This is a genomic window from Rhizobium sp. 862_C5_N1_2 (genome assembly GCF_051811205.1).
Taxonomy (GTDB): Bacteria; Pseudomonadota; Alphaproteobacteria; order Rhizobiales; family Rhizobiaceae; genus Rhizobium; species Rhizobium leguminosarum.
The window spans coordinates 1,403,120-1,421,459 of record NZ_JBPWPT010000001.1 but is presented as its reverse complement, the minus strand read 5'-3'; the positions used below and the strand labels follow the sequence as shown (position 1 = coordinate 1,421,459).

Below are 18,340 nucleotides of genomic sequence, written 5' to 3'. Positions count from 1 at the left end.
CGTTTCCTAAGCCACAAACCGTTTGATCGCCGCTTCGATGGTCATCGTTTCGCGGGCGCCGGTCTTGCGGTCTTTCACCTCAACTTCGCCGTTTGCGACCGCGCGCGGGCCGGCGATGATCTGGACAGGCACACCGATCAAGTCGGCGGTCGCGAATTTGGTGCCGGCCCGGTCGTCGGTATCGTCGTAGAGCACATCCTTGCCGGCCTTGGTCAGCGCGGCATAGATCAACTCGCAGGTATCGTCACAGGCCTGATCGCCCGCCTTCATGTTGATCACAACGATATCGAAGGGCGCGACCGATGCCGGCCAGATGATTCCGTTATCATCATGCGATGCTTCGATGATGGCGGGAACAAGGCGTGTCGGGCCGATACCGTAGGAACCCATGTGAACGAAGTGTTCCTTGCCATCAGGTCCCTGCACTTTCGCGCCCATCGGCTCGGAATATTTCGTGCCGAAATAGAAGATATGGCCGACCTCGATGCCGCGTGCCGACAGGCGGTCGCCTTCGGGAACGGCGTTGAAGGCCGCCTCGTCGTGCATTTCCGAGGTCGCCGCATAGAGCGAGGTCCACTTGTCGAAGATCGCCTGCAAACCCTCGACACTGTCGAAATCGGTATGTTCACCAGGAATATCGAAATCGACGAAATCCTTATGGCAGAAGACCTCGGATTCGCCCGTGTCGGCGAGGATGATGAATTCATGGCTGAGCTTGCCGCCGATCGGGCCGGTGTCGGCGCGCATCGGTATGGCGCGCAGGCCGAGCCGGTCGAAGGTTCTGAGATAGGCGGCGAACATCTTGTTATAGGAATGCTCCGCCCCTTCGCGCGTCAGATCGAAGGAATAGGCATCCTTCATCATGAATTCGCGCGAGCGCATGGTGCCGAAGCGCGGACGGATCTCGTCACGGAACTTCAGCTGGATATGATAGAGATTAAGCGGCAGGTCCTTGTAGGACTTGATGGAGGAGCGGAAAATATCCGTCACCATCTCTTCGTTGGTGGGGCCGTAGAGCATCGGCCGATCCTGACGGTCCTTGATGCGCAGCATCTCCTTGCCGTAGGCGTCATAGCGGCCGCTTTCCTGCCAGAGCTCGGCCGATTGCAGGGTCGGCATCGAAAGCTCGATGGCGCCGGCACGGTTCTGCTCCTCGCGGATAATGGCGTTGACCTTGTCCAACACGCGTTTGCCCAGCGGCAACCAGGAATAGATGCCCTGTGACTGCTGGCGGATCATGCCGGCGCGCAGCATCAGCCGGTGCGAGACGATTTCCGCCTCCTTGGGATTTTCCTTGAGGATGGGCATGAAATAACGGGACAGACGCATGGCGGATTCCGGAGCAGTTGAGATCCCGCGGCAGGCGGAATCGAAGGCAAGTGTTGATGTGAGAGCGTTCATAGCCGCTTCGCGGCAGGAAGGAAACCCGCAACGGATGTCGGCAACCTCCCGGAAGCGCATGTTCGCACCCGCAAAATGGAAGGTCGTGAAAAAGCGCGTGTTTATAAGGACTTGAACGAAAATCTTGTCAACAGAAAAATTTTGCTAGAGTGTAGCAAAAATGCAAAAAAAGCTGATGACAAAGCCCAATGTTTGAGCTAGTTTTAGCTCACAAAACAGGCAGGGAGTTAAATTCTTGCCGAATTCGCGGTCAAGTCTTGGGAGGATCAGATCTTAGGCGCGCTCGTCGCAGCCCCGGCAACGGTTACAGATCACGCGATACTTAAAACAAGGCTTTTAGCCTTGTTTTTTTTTGGCATTTCGGCCTCGCCCCATCCAAAAGTCCCGCCGACTTCCGTAACGGGATGATCCTCATTCCGTTACGCGAGCTCTTTGCCGCAACAGCATGACGCTGGTATGACGAAGTTCGCTTTCATTAAGCTTGCATCTGCTCAAAGTTTGAGCAAAAGCCACAGTTCAATAGAAGCTGGGGCCGAGTTGCGGCAGTGCGTCGAAGCCCCAGCCGAAATAGGTGTCGCAGACATACCATAGGCCGTAGATCAGAGCCGAAATCAGCGTCGTCAGTGAAAACACGAAAGCAGCGCGAAACCGGGTGGGCGCGCTCGGAACGGTGCCGAGCACCACGTCGTTGTCGTCCGCCTGGGTGCGCAGGCCGATCGGCAGGACGGCAAAAAGCGTCATCCACCAGATGATGAAGTAGACGGCAAATCCCTGAAGAAAGATCTGGAGCATTATTGTTCCCGTTGATGCCGCGCTGATATCGCGTCCTTATACGGCGGAATGGCGACCAACTCAAAGCAGGCGAAGCGTTTAACCGCCTTCTGGTCACTCTGCCGCAGCAGGGCTATCACTCTGCCGCAGGCTCAGGCCTGTTCGAGTTCGATCAGCGTGCCGAAGAAATCCTTGGGATGCAGAAAGAGCACCGGCTTGCCATGCGCGCCGGTTTTCGGCTGGCCGTCGCCGAGCACCCTGGCACCCGCCTCTACCAGTCGGTCACGGGCGAGAAGAATATCGTCCACCTCGTAGCAGATGTGGTGCATGCCGCCGGATGGGTTCTTTTCGAGGAAGGCTGCGATCGGCGAAGTATCGCCGAGCGGCTGCAGCAATTCGACCTTGGTGTTCGGCAATTCGACGAAAACGACGGTGACGCCATGCTCCGGCAGAGCCTGCGGCTGCGATACGGCAGCACCCAGCGTATCGCGATACGCCGCCGTCGCCGCGGCCAGGTCGGGCACGGCGATGGCGATATGGTTGACCCGGCCGAGCATGGTCAGACCCTGGTGACGAAGGCGGTGACGACGGGCTTCTTGCCCCAGGCCTGGTTCGCAGCAGAGCGAATGGCGCGGCGCACGGCCTCCTGCAGCATATCGATATCCTTGCGACGGGCGCGCGGAATGCTCTCGATGGCGCTGATCGCGGCGTCGAAGAGGGTGTCCTCCATCTCCTCGCCCTCGTCGTCATATACCGGCAGGCCGATCGAAACGAGATCGGGATCGCCGACGATGTCATAGCGGGCGTCGAGCACGACGTTAACAGCGACATGGCCGACATAGGAGAGCTTCTTGCGCTCGCCGATACCCATCTCGTCGAAATCGCCGATCAGCGTGCCGTCCTTATAGATGCGGCCATGCGGCGCCTCGCCGATCACCTCGACGGGACCGGGCGCCAGCCGCAGGATATCGCCGTTGCGCACGCGCGGCACCACGGCGATGCCGGATTGCTCGGCAAGTTCCTTGTGCGCCGTCAGATGCGTCGCCTCGCCGTGCACCGGCACGACGATCTTCGGCCGCGTCCACTCGTACATCCTCTGCAACTCGTTGCGGCGCGGATGGCCTGAAACGTGGACCAGCGCCTCGGTATCGGTGATGATGTGCACACCTTGCTCGACGAGGCCGTTCTTGATGTCCTGGATCGCCTTCTCGTTGCCGGGAATGGCGCGCGAGGAAAAGACGACGATATCGCCTGCCGCAAACGCCACATTGCGCATCTCGTCGCGGGAGAGCTTGGCAAGTGCTGCCCGCGCCTCGCCCTGGCTGCCGGTCAGGATGACGACCACCTTGTCGCGCGGGATATAGCCGTATTCGTCCTCGGAGATGAAGGGCTTCACGCCTTCCATCAGGCCGATGTCCTGGGCGACGTTGACGACGCGCTTCAGCGAACTGCCGAGCAGCAGCACTTCACGGCCTGCCGCCTCGGCAGCCTCGGCAACGGTACGGATGCGCCCGACATTCGACGAGAAGGTGGTGATCGCCACCCGGCCCTCGGCATTCTCGATGATCTTACGCAGGCTTTCGGACACATCCTTCTCGGAGGGCGAAACACCGTCGCGCAACGCATTGGTGGAATCGCACATCAGCGCCAGCACGCCCTCGTCGCCGAGCTGGCGGAAACGTGTCTCATCGGTCAGGGGGCCGAGCGAAGGCTCATGGTCGATCTTCCAGTCGCCGGTATGGATGATATTGCCGACCGGCGTGCGGATCATCAGCGACATCGGCTCAGGGATCGAATGGTTGACGGCCACACCTTCGATGCTGAAGGGGCCGACATTGATCGTATCGCCTGCCTTGAACGGCGTCACCGGCACTTCGCCGATCGTCGCCTTCTCGAAATTGCGCTTGGCTTCGAGCAGGCCTGATGTAAAGCCAGAGGCATAGACCGGCACGTTGAGGCCGGGCCAGAGGTCGGCGAGCGCACCATAATGGTCTTCATGCGCATGGGTGATGATGATCGCCTTGAGGTTCTTTCGTTCGCTGGCGAGGAAGCGGATATCGGGCAATACGAGGTCGACACCCGGCAGGTCAGGCCCCGGAAAAGTGACGCCACAATCGACCATGATCCACTGGCGATGCTCGGGCGGGCCGTAGCCATAGAGAGCGAGATTCATGCCTATCTCGCCAACGCCGCCCAGAGGCAGGAATACCAGTTCGTCCTGTTTCGCCATAATTTTCGTTTGTTCCGCTATCCAAAAAACACATCACCGGCAGCAATGGGCATTATCCTGCCAGCGCCGGTATCGAGCATCAACAAGCCATTATCATCAATTCCCGCGAATTGTCCGGAAATCGATCTGTCCGGCAAATTCACCGTAATCTTTTCGCCGATGCCGCAGGCGATCGCGCGCCAGAGCGCCGTGATCTCGCCGATGCCGCGGCCCTGGTCCCATATTTCAAGCACTTCCGCCGTGACGGCGAAGAGATGTGCGAAGAGTTCCTCCGGCGAAGCCGCGCTTCCCTGCTGGCGCAGGCAGGTGACCGGGTAAAGCGGATTGTCCGGCATCACAGAGATATTGATGCCAATGCCGACGATCAGCGCGTAACGTCCGTCCGGCAGCCCCTCACCTTCGACGAGAATGCCGCAGGTCTTCTTTCGACCGATGAGGATATCGTTCGGCCATTTGACCTCGAGCGGTTCGGCAACTGGCGGCAGCACCCGGCGGATCGCCTGATGCACCGCAACGGCGATCGCCAGCGGCAGGGAGCCCAGGCGTTCCATCGGGGCCGGGTCGATCAGAAGAAGAGAAGCGTAGAGATTGCCGCGCTCGGAAACCCAGAGCCTGCCGCGGCGGCCGCGGCCGCCCGTCTGCCTTTCGGCGGTCACCCAGAGATTACCGCCATCGCCCGCCCGAGCCCGGGCGAGGCATTCGCTGTTGGTAGACGATGTTTCCGACAGAGCCTCGTGCCTGAAATCGCCGAGCGATATCCGGCGCCGTCTGTCGGAAGCCATCAAAAGAGCGTCGCAGCGGCAAGCTCTGCCGCGCCACCAATCGGGCCGCCGATGAGGACATAGGCGGTGACGAAGAGACCGGAGAGACCGAAGACCAGACGCAGCGTTCCGGAGACACGGGCGAATTCGCCGGTCGCCTCATCGAACCACATCAGCTTGATGACACGCAGATAGTAGTAAGCCCCGACGACCGAGGCGAGAACGCCGATGATGGCGAGCGCATAGAGCTTGGCCTCGATGGCGGCAACGAAGACGAAGTACTTCGCGAAGAAGCCGGCGAGCGGCGGGATGCCGGCGAGCGAGAACATCAGCGCCGTCAGCACCACGGCCATGAACGGGTTCGTTGTGGAGAGGCCGGCGAGATCGTTGACCTCCTCGACGACGGTGCCGTCCTTGCGGCGCATCGACATGATGATCGCAAAGCTGCCGAGCGTCATGACCATGTAGATGACCATATAAAGCATAACGCCGGTGACGCCGGTCTGGTTGCCGGCGGCAAGGCCGACCAGCGCATAACCCATATGACCGATCGAGGAATAGGCCATCAGTCGCTTGATATTCTTCTGGCCGATCGCCGCAAACGAGCCGAGCAGCATCGAGGCGATCGAGATGAAGACGACGACCTGCTGCCAGTCCGCCAGAACCGGGTGGAAGGCGGTGATGACGATGCGGGTCATCATCGCCATGGCGGCGACCTTGGGTGCTGCAGCAAGGAAGGCGGTGACCGGCGTCGGCGCGCCTTCATAAACGTCCGGCGTCCACATGTGGAAGGGAACGGCCGAGATCTTGAAGGCGATGCCGGCGAGGATGAAGACCAGGCCGAAGATGAGGCCGAGCGAGCGCGCACCCTCGACGGACAGCGCCTGGGCGATCTCGGAGAAGTGGGTGTGGCCGGTGAAGCCATAGACCAGCGACATGCCGTAGAGCAGCATGCCGGAGGAAAGCGCGCCGAGGACGAAATATTTCAGGCCGGCTTCGGTCGACTTCAGGCTGTCACGGTTGATCGCGGCGACGACATAAAGCGCCAGCGACTGCAGTTCCAGCGCGAGATAGAGCGAGATCAGGTCGTTGGCCGAGATCATCAGCAGGATGCCGAGGGTCGCAAGCACCAGGAGAACCGGGAACTCGAACTTGTCGAGCTGATTTTCGCGGGCGTGGCCGATCGACATGAACATGGCAACCAGCGAACCGATGAGCGCCACCAGCTTCATGAAGCGCGAGAAGCCGTCGGCCATGTAGACGCCGCCATAGGCAAGGCCTTCTGCCGGCACGAAGAGCAGCCACAGGCCGGAGGCCAGGAGCAGGACGATGGCGAGGCCGGTGACGACAAGGCCCGACCGCTCGCCTGAGAAGACGCCGACCATCAACAGGACAAGGGCGCCGACCGCGAGGATGAGCTCCGGCGCGGAAAGATGCAGACTGAGAAGAATTGTTTCAGCGGTCATGTCCAATAAGTCCCGTCATCATTTCATAGACAGCGCAACATTCTGCGCTGCGTGCACGGCGGCCGTGTAGTTGTTGACCAGCAGATCCACCGAGGCGGCCGTCGCATCGAAGACCGGAGCCGGATAAACGCCGAAGAAGATGGTCAGCGCGACCAGCGGGTAGAGGATCAACTGTTCGCGTCTGGAAAGATCGAGCAGCGCCTTCAGCTTCTCCTTCTCCAGCGCGCCGAAGATCACCCGGCGATAAAGCCAGAGCGCGTAGGCGGCCGAGAGGATGACGCCGGTTGCGGCAAAGAGCGCCACCCAGGTATTGACACGGAAGACGCCGATCAGCGTCAGGAATTCGCCGATGAAGCCCGACGTGCCGGGAAGCCCGACATTTGCCATGGTGAAGACCATCATCGCCACGGCATATTTCGGCATATTGTTGACGAGGCCGCCATAGGCGTTGATCTCGCGGGTGTGGGTACGGTCGTAGACGACGCCGACGCAGAGGAAGAGCGCGCCGGAGACGATGCCGTGCGAGAGCATCTGGAAGATCGAGCCCTGGACGCCCTGCATGTTGGCGGCAAAGATGCCCATGGTCACGTAGCCCATGTGCGCCACGGAGGAATAGGCGATGAGCTTCTTGATATCATCCTGCATCATCGCCACCAGAGAGGTATAGATGATGGCGATAACGGACATGGCGAAGACAAGCGGCGCGAAATAATCGGACGCCACCGGGAACATGCCGAGCGAGAAGCGGATGAGACCGTAGCCGCCGAGCTTCAGCAGAACGCCGGCCAGGATCACCGAACCTGCCGTCGGCGCCTGAACGTGGGCATCCGGAAGCCAGGTATGGACCGGCCACATCGGCATCTTCACCGCGAAGGAGGCGAAGAAGGCAAGCCATAACCAGGTCTGCAGCGCCGGCGGGAACTTGTAGGCGAGCAGCGCGGTGATATCGGTCGTGCCGGCCTGCCAGTACATCGCCATGATGGCGAGCAGCATCAGCACCGAGCCGAGCAGCGTATAGAGGAAGAACTTGTAGCTCGCATAGACGCGGTCCTTGCCGCCCCAGACGCCGATGATCAGGAACATCGGAATGAGGCCCGCCTCGAAGAAGACGTAGAAGAGCACGATATCAAGCGAGACGAAGACGCCGATCATCATCGTTTCGAGGATGAGGAAGGCGATCATATATTCCTTCAGGCGCTTCTCGATCGAGAGCCAGCTCGCCAGCACGCAGAAGGGCATGAGGAAGGTCGACAGGATGACAAACAGCATCGAGATGCCGTCGACGCCGACGTGGTAGCCGATGCCGGTGCCGAGCCAGTCATGCTTTTCGAGCATCTGGAAGCCCGGATTGGCATTGTCGAAGCCGGTCCAGATGAAAAGCGAGACGACGAAAGTGAAGACGGTGGTGATCAGCGAGATCCACAGCACGTTCTTCCGGCCGGTTTCGCTCTCGCCGTTCATCAATAGCAGGAGCACCACGCCGACGAGCGGCAGGAAGGTGACCGTTGAAAGAATAGGCCAATCGGTCATCAGAAGGAACTCCCGAGCATCATCCAGGTAACGAGCGCCGCAATGCCGATCAGCATGGCGAAGGCGTAGTGATAGAGGTAACCGGTCTGCAGGCGAACCACGCGATCGGTGACGGCGACGACGCGGGCGGCGACGCCGTTCGGGCCGTAGGTGTCGATGACGCCGACATCACCTTTCTTCCACAGGAAGCGGCCGAGTGCCTTGGCGGAGCGGACGAAGAGGAAGTCATAGAGCTCGTCGAAATACCACTTGTTCAACAGGAACTGGTAGAGCACGCGGTGCTGCTGCGCCAGGATGCGCGGCGTCTGCGGCGAGCGGATATACATGTACCAGGCGGTGACAAAGCCGAGGATCATAGCGATGAACGGGCTCAAGCCCACGAGCGCCGGAACATGGTGGAACTCTTCGACAAGTTCGTTCTCGGCGCCGGTGAAGAGCGCGCCCTTCCAGAACTCGGCATATTCCTCGCCGTAGAAGCGACCTTCGAAGATCACGCCAGCAAGCACAGCGCCGATCGCGAGGAGATAGAGCGGCACCAGCATGACCTGCGGCGACTCGTGGACGTGGTGCATCACCTCGTGCGAGGCGCGTGGCTTGCCGAAGAAGGTCATGAAGATCAGGCGCCAGGAATAGAAGCTGGTGAACAGAGCCGCAATGACCAGCAGCGAGAAGGCAAAGCCCGAGACCGGCGAATGCGATGCATAGGTCGCCTCGATGATCACGTCCTTGGAGAAGAAGCCGGCAAAACCGATCGGCGTGAAGGGAATGCCAAAACCGGTGATCGCCAGCGTGCCGATGATCATCAGCACGGCAGTAACTTTAATATGCGGCCACAGGCCGCCCATGTAGCGCATGTCCTGCTCGCCATCGACGGCATGGATGACCGAGCCGGCGCAGAGGAAGAGCAGCGCCTTGAAAAAAGCGTGCGTGAAGAGATGGAAGATCGCTGCGCCATAAGCCCCGGCTCCGAGTGCCACGAACATGTAGCCGAGCTGCGAGCAGGTGGAATAGGCGATGACACGCTTGATGTCGTTCTGCACGAGAGCGACTGTTGCCGCGAAGAAGGCGGTGATGGCGCCGATCACGGTGACGACAACCAGCGCATCCGGCGACAGTTCGAAGAGCGGCGACATGCGGGCGACGAGGAAGACGCCGGCGGTGACCATGGTGGCGGCATGGATCAGAGCCGAGACCGGGGTCGGGCCTTCCATGGCGTCCGGCAGCCAGGTGTGCAGCAGGAACTGCGCCGACTTGCCCATCGCGCCCATGAAGAGCAGCAGGCAGATGCCGGTCAGCGCATGCGCCTTATCGAGCTGCATGCCGAAGAGATTGAGGAACACCTCGCCCGCTTCGCCGCCTTCATGCGGGGCGAAGTTCGAGGCATTGGCGAAGATCGTGTCGAGGTTGATCGAGCCGAACAGCACGAAGACGCCGGCAATGCCGAGCACGAAGCCGAAGTCGCCGACGCGGTTGACGATGAAGGCCTTCATTGCCGCAGCCGTCGCCGACGGCTTCTTGAACCAGAAGCCGATCAGCAGATAGGAGGCGAGACCGACGCCTTCCCAGCCGAAGAACATCTGGGCAAGGTTGTCAGCGGTCACCAGCATCAGCATGGCGAAGGTGAAGAGCGAGAGATAGGCGAAGAAGCGCGGGCGATGCGGATCGGTATGCATGTAGCCGATCGAATAGACATGCACCAGCGTCGAGACCGTGTTGACGACGATCAGCATGACGGAGGTCAGCGTATCCACGCGCAGCGACCAGGAGACGTCGATGCCGCCGGACTGGATCCAGCGCAGCACCTCGACCTTGATCGGGCCACCTTCGGCATGGCCCATGCCGACGGTGAAGAAGACGACCCAGGACAGGATGGCGGCGATGATCATCAGGCCGCTGGTGACATATTCCGAAGCCTTGGCGCCGATCGAGCGGCCAAAAAGGCCGGCGACGATTGCACCGATCAAGGGAAGAAAGACGATAGCCTTATAGAGGAACATGAGCCACTCAGCCCTTCATCATATTGACGTCTTCGACCGCGATCGAGCCGCGGTTGCGGTAGAAGACAACGAGAATTGCAAGACCGATCGCCGCTTCGGCAGCCGCGACCGTCAGGATGAACAGCGCGAAGACCTGCCCGACGATGTCGTTCAGGAAGGAGGAGAAGGCGACCATGTTGATGTTGACGGCGAGCAGGATCAGTTCGATCGACATCAGGATGACGATGACGTTCTTCCGGTTCAGGAAGATGCCGAAGACGCCAAGCGTGAAGAGGATGGCGCTGACCGTCAGGTAGTGGGAAAGTCCGATGACCATGTTCTTTGTTCCTTGACCTGCCTTTAGACGCCCTGCCCGGGCTTGACCGAAACCACCTCGACGGCGGTGGCCGGCGTGCGGGCAACCTGCCTGGGAATATTCTGCCGCTTGATGTTGGTGCGATGTCTCAACGTCAGCACGATCGCGCCGATCATGGCGACCAGCAGCACCAGACCGGCGATCTGGAAGAAATAGACGTAGTTGGTGTAGAGCACGTCGCCGAGAGCGGCGGTATTGGTGCGCTCGCTCAGCGCCGGGATCGGCATGGCGACTGATTTGGCGATCTCAGGCGAGATGACACTGCCACCGATGACGACGATCAGTTCGGCTGCGAGGATCACCCCGATCAGCCCGCCGATCGGCGCATATTCGAGAACGCCGGCCCTCAGTTCGGTGAAGTCGATATCGAGCATCATCACCACGAAGAGGAAGAGCACGGCGACGGCGCCGACATAGACGACAAGCAGGATCATCGCCAGGAATTCGGCACCGAGCAGCAGGAAGAGGCCGGCCGCATTGAAGAACACCAGGATCAGGAACAGAACCGAGTGAACCGGGTTCTTCGCCCAGATGACCATGAACGCCGACGCCACCGCGACAAAGGCGAAAAGATAGAAAAATAGAGCCTGCAGACCCATGTTGGTGCCTTTTTCATCTTCCCCCGGGCAGCCGGGAGTTTTTCTGCCCGATAGAACTTTGCGCGGCTGACCGGCAAAACTCCTGTGCATATTGACCGCGACCGAAGCGCTCAAGCTCCATTACGGCATTTCAAAAACTCGATCAGCGGTACGGCGAGTCGATCGCGATGTTGCGGGCGATTTCGCGCTCCCACCGGTCTCCGTTGTCCAGAAGCCGCGCCTTGTCGAAATAGAGCTCTTCGCGGGTTTCCGTCGCAAATTCGAAATTCGGGCCTTCGACGATCGCGTCGACCGGGCAGGCTTCCTGGCAGAAGCCGCAATAGATGCACTTCACCATGTCGATGTCGTAGCGCACCGTACGGCGCGTGCCGTCATTGCGGCGGGGACCCGCCTCGATGGTGATCGCCTGGGCAGGACAGATCGCCTCGCAGAGCTTGCAGGCGATGCAGCGTTCCTCGCCGTTCGGATAACGGCGCAGCGCATGCTCGCCGCGGAAACGCGGGGAGACCGGGCCTTTTTCGAAGGGATAGTTGATCGTCGCCTTCTGGCGGAAGAAATAGCGCATCGACAGAAAGAACGCGCCGACGAATTCCTTGAGAAACAGCGAGCTGATGGAGCCGGACAAGCTAGCCATCTTCAACCTCCAATTTTGCCGGAAACAAGAGCGGGCATGATCATGCCCAACCCGTCAGTTTCAGCACGAATGCAACGATGACGACCATGGCGAGCGACAGCGGCAGGAAGACCTTCCAGCCGAGGCGCATGAGCTGGTCGTAGCGGTAGCGCGGAACGAAGGCCTTGACCATCGCGAACATGAAGAACACCAGGCAGGCCTTCAGCGTGAACCAGATGATTCCTGGGACCCAGTTGAGGATCCAGATATCGACCGGGGGCAGCCAGCCGCCGAGGAAGAGGATCGTCGTCAGCGCGCACATCAGGCAGACGGCCGCATATTCGCCGAGCATGAACATCATGTAGGGCGAGGAGCCGTATTCGACCATGAAGCCGGCAACGAGTTCCGATTCAGCTTCCGGAAGGTCGAAGGGCGGACGGTTCGTCTCGGCGAGTGCCGAAATGAAGAAGATGATGAACATCGGGAACAGCGACAGCCAGTGCCAGTCGAGGAACGACGCCGGCAGGCCGAGCATGGTGCCGAGGCCGGTATGCTGCGCATTGACGATATCGGTCAGATTCAGCGAGCCGACGCAGAGAAGCACGGTGACGATGACAAAGCCGATCGAGACTTCATAGGACACCATCTGGGCCGCCGAGCGCAGCGCACCGAGGAACGGATACTTCGAGTTCGAAGCCCAGCCGCCCATGATGATGCCGTAAACCTCGAGCGAGGAGATCGCGAAAATATAGAGGATGCCGACATTGATGTTGGCGATCACCCATCCGTCGGCCAGCGGCACCACCGCCCAGGTGGATAGCGCCAGAAGCACCGTCACCAGCGGGGCAAGCAGGAACACCGCCTTGTTGGCGCCGGCCGGAATGATCGGCTCCTTGAAGACGAACTTCAAAAGGTCGGCGAAGGACTGAAACAGGCCGAAGGGACCGACGACGTTCGGCCCGCGGCGCAGCTGCACGGCCGCCCAGATCTTGCGGTCGGCGAGCAGCACGTAGGCGATGAAGACGAGCAGGCAGACGAGAAGCAGCAGCGACTGACCAATCATGATGATCGCCGGCCAGACATAGGTCGAAAAGAAAGAATCCATAGTCCCCTGCCCTTACTCTGCCGCGACTTTGAAGTTGTTGCGGGCCAATGCCGAGCACTCCGCCATGACAGCCGAGGCACGCGCTATCGGGTTCGTCAAATAGAAGTCTTTCACCGGCGACGCAAACCCGGATTTGTTCATCTTGCCGGCTTTTTTCGCAACTGCGGCAATTTGGGCGCTATCGGTTTCGGCGATCTCGTCGATGGCGGCGAAATGCGGGAAAGCGGCATAGAGGCGGACACGCAATTCGCTGAGCGAATCGAAGGGAAGCTTCTTGCCGAGCACGTCGGAAAGGGCACGGATGATCGCCCAGTCCTCGCGGGCGTCACCCGGCGCAAAACCTGCGCGATTGCCCATCTGGACGCGGCCTTCGGTGTTGACCCAGGTGCCGGACTTTTCGGTATAGGCTGCCGCCGGCAGGATGACGTCGGCATGGTGTGCGCCGTTGTCGCCATGCGAGCCGATATAGACGGTGAGCTTGGCCTTCTTGGCGGTGAAGTCGAGTTCGTCGGCACCGAGCAGGAAGAGCACGTCCATCGCCGTCAGCATCTCGGCAGCGTTGACGCCCTTGGTGCCCGGCACGAAGCCGAGATCGAGGCCGCCGACACGCGAGGCAGCGGTATGGAGGACGGCAAAGCCGTTCCAGCCTTCGACGACCGCGCCGACCGAACCGGCGAGCTTGGCAGCACTGGCGAGAACGCCGGCGCCATCGGTGCGCGACAGCGCGCCCTGGCCGATGATGATCATCGGCTTGGCGGCGTTCTTCAGCACGTCGGCGAAGGCGTGGGTGCCGTCGACCAGATCCTTCAGCGTGTCGGGACCGCCGCCGAGGTAATCATAGCTGTAGCGCAGTTCGCCCGGCTCGCCGATCACGCCGATCGGGAACTTGCCGCGGCGCCAGCGCTTGCGGATGCGGGCGTTGAGGATGGCGGCCTCGAAGCGCGGATTGGCGCCGATGATCAGCAGCGCATCGGCCTGGTCGATGCCCGATATGGTCGGGTTGAACAGGTAGCTTGCACGGCCGAGCGACGGATCGAGTGCCGCCCCATCCTGGCGACAGTCGAGATTGGCTGACCCCAGCGACTTCACCAGTTCGGAGAGCGCATACATCTCCTCGACGGAAGCGAGATCGCCGGCGATAGCGCCGATCTTGTCGCCCGAGGTCGCGCCGACCGCGGCCTTGATGGCGCCGAAGGCTTCGGCCCAGGTAGCGGGCTGCAGGCGGCCGTCGCGGCGAACATAAGGCCGATCGAGGCGCTGGGTCTTCAGGCCGTCCCAGATGAAGCGGCTCTTGTCGGAGATCCACTCTTCGTTGATCGTCTCATTGACGCGCGGCAGGATGCGCATGACTTCGCGGCCGCGGGTATCGACGCGGATCGCCGAACCGACGGCATCCATGACGTCGATCGATTCGGTCTTGTTCAATTCCCACGGGCGCGCGGTAAACGCGAAGGGCTTCGAGGTAAGCGCGCCGACCGGGCAAAGGTCGACGACGTTGCCCTGCAGCTCGGAGGTCATCGCCTGTTCGAGATAGGTGGTGATCTCGGCATCCTCGCCGCGGCCGATCAGGCCGAGTTCCGAAATGCCGGCGACCTCGGTCGTGAAGCGGACGCAGCGCGTGCAGTGGATGCAGCGGTTCATCACCGTCTTGACGAGCGGGCCGATATACTTGTCTTCGACGGCGCGCTTGTCTTCCTGATAGCGCGAGGTGTCGATACCAAAGGCCATCGCCTGGTCCTGCAGGTCGCATTCGCCGCCCTGGTCGCAGATCGGGCAATCCAGCGGATGGTTGATCAGCAGGAATTCCATCACGCCTTCGCGGGCCTTCTTGACCATCGGCGTGTTGGTGAAGACCTCAGGCAGTTCGCCGTTAGGGCCGCCGCGGATATCGCGCACGCTCATGGCGCAGGAAGCCTGCGGCTTCGGCGGTCCGCCCTTTACCTCGACGAGGCACATGCGGCAATTGCCGGCAACCGACAGGCGCTCGTGGAAGCAGAAGCGCGGAACCTCGGCACCGGCATCCTCACACGCCTGCAATAGCGTGAAATGATCCGGAACTTCGATCTCGTTGCCGTCAATCTTCAGTTTTGCCATCGTCGCTCAGTCCTGTTTCCCGTTTGCCTGATGACGGCAAACAAACCTATTTTTGCAACACTCTCATTGCCAAGCCGGATCTTTCGTCCTGCCGACATCTGATGTCGCCCAAATTCTCTGTCGCGCATTCCAGACCCGGAACCCGCACCGGCATCTACAGCTTGAGGTCCCCGCCCGTCCGCCGATCTGCCCATCCTTCCGGCCGATTGCACGGCCGGACAGTTCATTTCTTCCTGCGGCCCCGTCCCGCCAGAATTTTCGCCTGACCGGTCCAGTCGTCACGGCCGATGCGGCCATTGAAGCCGAGTTCGGCGTCGAGCCGGGCGATTTCCTCGTCGGTCCAGGCGGCGATCTCAGCGAAGTTGCGAATGCCCTTGGCATTCAGCACCTGCTCCAGCTTCGGGCCGATGCCGGCGATCAGCTTCAGATCGTCGGCCTTCCTACGCGCAACCGGTTTTGCCTTCACAGCCGGCTTTGGTTGGCTGGTCTTCACTTGGCTTGCTGGCTTCGTGTGGCTGGCTGGGGTCGGCTCGCTGACCGGCTTGACAACAGTCAGGGTCGGCCTTGCCTTCTTCTCAGCCGGCGGCTTGGTGAAAGCCCTGACATCCGGGCGAATATTCTCCGGCCGGATATCGACATCGGGCTTCAGTTCGTCCGGCGGCGTGTCATCGAGGGCGGCCGCGACCTTGCCGGTCGTTTCCAGGGCGCTCTGGAAGGCGCCGAAGAAGGCGCCCGCCATCTGGGTCGAGAAACCGAAGCCGATCGCCGTTGCGGCAGCAAAGGCTGCAGCGGGATGCGCCATCAGCGGATGCACCGGCATCGCCCGTGCATTTTCCAGCATCTCGGCGGCAAGACGGCCGAAACCGGCCGCGAAATCGGTGACTTCTTCCTTCTTCCCAACCTTGGATGCGTTGTCCGCCATGATTATTCAGCCGCCTCCAGAACCGCACCGTGATCGAGGGCGCTTGCCGTATACTGGTCGATGCGCTTTTCGATCTCGGGACGGAAGTTACGGATCAGACCCTGCACCGGCCATGCGGCTGCATCGCCCAGCGCACAGATGGTATGGCCCTCGATCTGCTTCGTCACCTGGAACAGCATGTCGATTTCGCGCTTCTGGGCATTGCCCTTGGCCATGCGTTCCATCACGCGCCACATCCAGCCGGTGCCTTCGCGGCAGGGCGTGCACTGGCCGCAGCTCTCATGCTTGAAGAAGGCGGAGATACGGGCGATCGCCTTGATGACGTCGGTGGACTTGTCCATGACGATCGCGGCGGCAGTACCGAAGGAAGAGCCGACGCCGCGCAGGCCGTCGAAATCCATCGGGCAATCGATGATGTCCTTGGCAGGAACGATCGGGCAGGACGCCCCGCCCGGAATGACGGCAAGCAGGTTGTCCCAGCCGCCGCGGATGCCGCCGGCATGGCGGTCGACCAGTTCGCGGAAGGTGATACCCATTTCCTCTTCGACCGTGCACGGCTTGTTGACGTGGCCGGAGAGCATGAACAGCTTGGTGCCGACATTGTTCGGGCGGCCGATGGCCGAGAACCAACCGGCGCCGCGGCGCAGGATCGTCGGCGCAACAGCGATCGATTCGACATTGTTGACCGTCGTCGGGCAGCCGTAGAGGCCCATATTGGCCGGGAACGGCGGCTTCAGGCGCGGCTGGCCCTTCTTGCCTTCGAGGCTTTCGAGCAGCGCGGTTTCCTCGCCGCAGATATAGGCGCCGGCGCCGTGATGGACGAAGATGTCCATGTCCCAGCCGAGCTTGTTGTTCTTGCCGAGCAGGCCATAATCATAGCATTCGTCGATCGCCGCCTGCAGCGCTTCGCGCTCTCTTATATATTCGCCGCGCACATAGATGTAGGCCGCATTGGCGCCCATGGCGAAGCTCGCGATGACACAGCCTTCGATCAGCGTATGCGGATCGTGGCGCATGATATCGCGGTCCTTGCAGGTGCCGGGCTCCGATTCGTCAGCGTTGACGACGAGGTAATGTGGGCGGCCGTCGCTTTCCTTCGGCATGAAGGACCATTTGAGACCTGTGGGGAAACCGGCGCCGCCACGACCGCGAAGACCAGACGCCTTCATCTCGTTGATGATCCAGTCGCGGCCCTTTTCGAGGATCTGCTTGGTGCCGTCCCAGTGGCCGCGGCTCATCGCGCCCTTCAGGGATTTGTCCTTGAGGCCGTAGATATTGGTAAAGATGCGGTCTTTATCTTGTAACATGCTTCACCTCTTACCCGGCTTCTTGCCGAAGACCTTGATATATTCCGCTTCCCCGCCCTTGGCGAGCGCCTTGGCCTGCTTGACCCAGTCATCGCGCTCGATGCGGCCGCGGAAGTTCAGGTAGCCGTCGACCCATTCGCGTTCGGCCTTCTTCCAGCCTGCGACCTGCGCAAAGGTGAAGATGCCGATTTCGTTCAACGTCGCCTCGATTTTCGGGCCGACACCCGAGATCATCTTCAGATCATCCGGTGCGGCAGGCTTTTCGACGCCAGCCGGACGGTTCTTGTCGGTCAGAGCAGGCTTTGCCGCAGGGGCAGCTTCAGCCTTGACGGCAGCTTTCGGCGCCGGTTCGGCGGCCGCAGTGCCTGATATCGGCTGCTGCTCGGCAGCCTTTGCGTTTTTCGCAGCCGCCTTCGGCGCCGTTGCCGGCGTCTTCAGGGCAGCATTGGTCTCGGCGTCGGTGCTCTTCGGGCGCGCGGCCTCGGAGGGCGGAACCGGCGCGGCGTCGACTGGAGCCGACACGGTTTCGGCATTGGCCTTCTTGGCGCGCGTCCTTGCCTTCGGCTCTTCCGTCGTCAGCGAGGTCAGGCCGCCTTCAGGCGCCGAAAACACGCGGTCGATCTGGGTGCCGGGCTTGATGCTGGCGCCATTGCCGGCGGCAAAGACGTCGATGATCTCTTCGAGACGCTCGGGCGTCAGGTCCTCATAGGTGTCCTTGCCGATCATCACCATCGGGGCGTTGACACAGGCCCCGAGACATTCGACCTCTTCCCAGGACAACGTTCCTTCGGCGTTACGCTCGAAGGCATGGGCATGGATCTTGCTCTTGCAGACCGACATCAGCGCTTCCGAGCCGCGCAGCATGCAGGGCGTCGTGCCGCAGACCTGGACATGGGCGCGCGTTCCCACAGGGTGCAGCTGGAACTGCGTATAGAAGGTCGCGACCTCGAGCACTCTTATATAGGCCATGTCGAGCATGTCGGCGATCTTTTCGATCGCCGCGCGCGTGACCCAGCCGTCCTGCTCCTGCGCCCGCATCAACAGCGGAATGACCGCCGATTGCTGGCGGCCGGCGGGGTATTTCTGGATCGTCTTGTCCGCCCAGACCGCATTCTCATCGCTGAAGGCGAATGCGGCAGGCTGGAATTGATCTTCGGCTAATCGACGAACGGACATTCTTCCTCACGCC

Annotated in this window: 16 protein-coding genes; all 16 read right to left on the bottom strand. The window is 61.1% G+C overall.

Annotated elements, in window-relative coordinates; all coding sequences use genetic code 11:
• Positions 1-6: 6 nt before the first annotated feature.
• On the bottom strand, positions 7-1,329 hold the full coding sequence (proS, locus tag ACD590_RS07190; protein WP_439002356.1) for a proline--tRNA ligase: 1,323 nt from the start codon (positions 1,327-1,329) through the stop codon (positions 7-9).
• Between the two features lie 588 nt (positions 1,330-1,917).
• Positions 1,918-2,193, bottom strand: coding sequence for a DUF1467 family protein (locus ACD590_RS07185; RefSeq protein WP_018241603.1), 276 nt, complete (start codon positions 2,191-2,193; stop codon positions 1,918-1,920).
• A gap of 131 nt (positions 2,194-2,324) precedes the next feature.
• Positions 2,325-2,729 carry a methylmalonyl-CoA epimerase gene (mce, locus tag ACD590_RS07180; protein ID WP_105005684.1) on the bottom strand — a complete coding sequence of 135 codons (405 nt, stop codon included), beginning with the start codon at positions 2,727-2,729 and terminating at the stop codon, positions 2,325-2,327.
• Between the two features lie 2 nt (positions 2,730-2,731).
• Positions 2,732-4,402 carry a ribonuclease J gene (locus ACD590_RS07175; protein ID WP_439002355.1) on the bottom strand — a complete coding sequence of 557 codons (1,671 nt, stop codon included), beginning with the start codon at positions 4,400-4,402 and terminating at the stop codon, positions 2,732-2,734.
• A 17-nt stretch (positions 4,403-4,419) separates the two neighbouring features.
• Positions 4,420-5,184, bottom strand: coding sequence for a biotin--[acetyl-CoA-carboxylase] ligase (locus ACD590_RS07170; protein WP_439002354.1), 765 nt, complete (start codon positions 5,182-5,184; stop codon positions 4,420-4,422).
• On the bottom strand, positions 5,184-6,629 hold the full coding sequence (nuoN, locus tag ACD590_RS07165) for an NADH-quinone oxidoreductase subunit NuoN (RefSeq protein WP_439002353.1): 1,446 nt from the start codon (positions 6,627-6,629) through the stop codon (positions 5,184-5,186). The genes ACD590_RS07170 and nuoN overlap by 1 nt, the downstream gene beginning before the upstream one ends.
• Positions 6,630-6,647: 18 nt before the next feature.
• Positions 6,648-8,159, bottom strand: a complete 1,512-nt coding sequence (locus ACD590_RS07160; protein WP_018447545.1) for an NADH-quinone oxidoreductase subunit M — start codon at positions 8,157-8,159, stop codon at positions 6,648-6,650.
• Entirely contained in the window at positions 8,159-10,156 is a 1,998-nt protein-coding gene (gene nuoL, locus ACD590_RS07155; RefSeq protein ID WP_247265049.1) for an NADH-quinone oxidoreductase subunit L, read from the bottom strand. The genes ACD590_RS07160 and nuoL overlap by 1 nt, the downstream gene beginning before the upstream one ends.
• A 7-nt stretch (positions 10,157-10,163) precedes the next feature.
• Complete coding sequence (nuoK, locus tag ACD590_RS07150; RefSeq protein ID WP_003547388.1) at positions 10,164-10,472, bottom strand: NADH-quinone oxidoreductase subunit NuoK; 309 nt, start codon at positions 10,470-10,472, stop codon at positions 10,164-10,166.
• 23 nt (positions 10,473-10,495) lie between these two features.
• The gene (locus ACD590_RS07145; RefSeq protein WP_003547387.1) at positions 10,496-11,110 is read right to left on the bottom strand and encodes an NADH-quinone oxidoreductase subunit J; all 615 of its coding nucleotides are present in this window, start codon (positions 11,108-11,110) and stop codon (positions 10,496-10,498) included.
• 142 nt (positions 11,111-11,252) lie between these two features.
• A complete protein-coding gene (gene nuoI, locus ACD590_RS07140) occupies positions 11,253-11,744 on the bottom strand; it encodes an NADH-quinone oxidoreductase subunit NuoI (protein ID WP_003547385.1) in 492 nt (163 codons plus the stop codon).
• Positions 11,745-11,784: 40 nt separating this feature from the next.
• Entirely contained in the window at positions 11,785-12,828 is a 1,044-nt protein-coding gene (nuoH, locus tag ACD590_RS07135) for an NADH-quinone oxidoreductase subunit NuoH (RefSeq protein WP_018241596.1), read from the bottom strand.
• A gap of 12 nt (positions 12,829-12,840) precedes the next feature.
• Positions 12,841-14,922, bottom strand: coding sequence for an NADH-quinone oxidoreductase subunit NuoG (nuoG, locus tag ACD590_RS07130; RefSeq protein WP_047622589.1), 2,082 nt, complete (start codon positions 14,920-14,922; stop codon positions 12,841-12,843).
• A gap of 223 nt (positions 14,923-15,145) precedes the next feature.
• The gene (locus ACD590_RS07125; protein ID WP_193444405.1) at positions 15,146-15,844 is read right to left on the bottom strand and encodes a 5' DNA nuclease; all 699 of its coding nucleotides are present in this window, start codon (positions 15,842-15,844) and stop codon (positions 15,146-15,148) included.
• Between the two features lie 2 nt (positions 15,845-15,846).
• Positions 15,847-17,151, bottom strand: coding sequence for an NADH-quinone oxidoreductase subunit NuoF (gene nuoF, locus ACD590_RS07120; protein ID WP_003547378.1), 1,305 nt, complete (start codon positions 17,149-17,151; stop codon positions 15,847-15,849).
• A 3-nt stretch (positions 17,152-17,154) separates the two neighbouring features.
• Entirely contained in the window at positions 17,155-18,327 is a 1,173-nt protein-coding gene (locus tag ACD590_RS07115) for an NADH-quinone oxidoreductase subunit E (RefSeq protein ID WP_439002352.1), read from the bottom strand.
• Between the last annotated feature and the right edge of the window lie 13 nt (positions 18,328-18,340).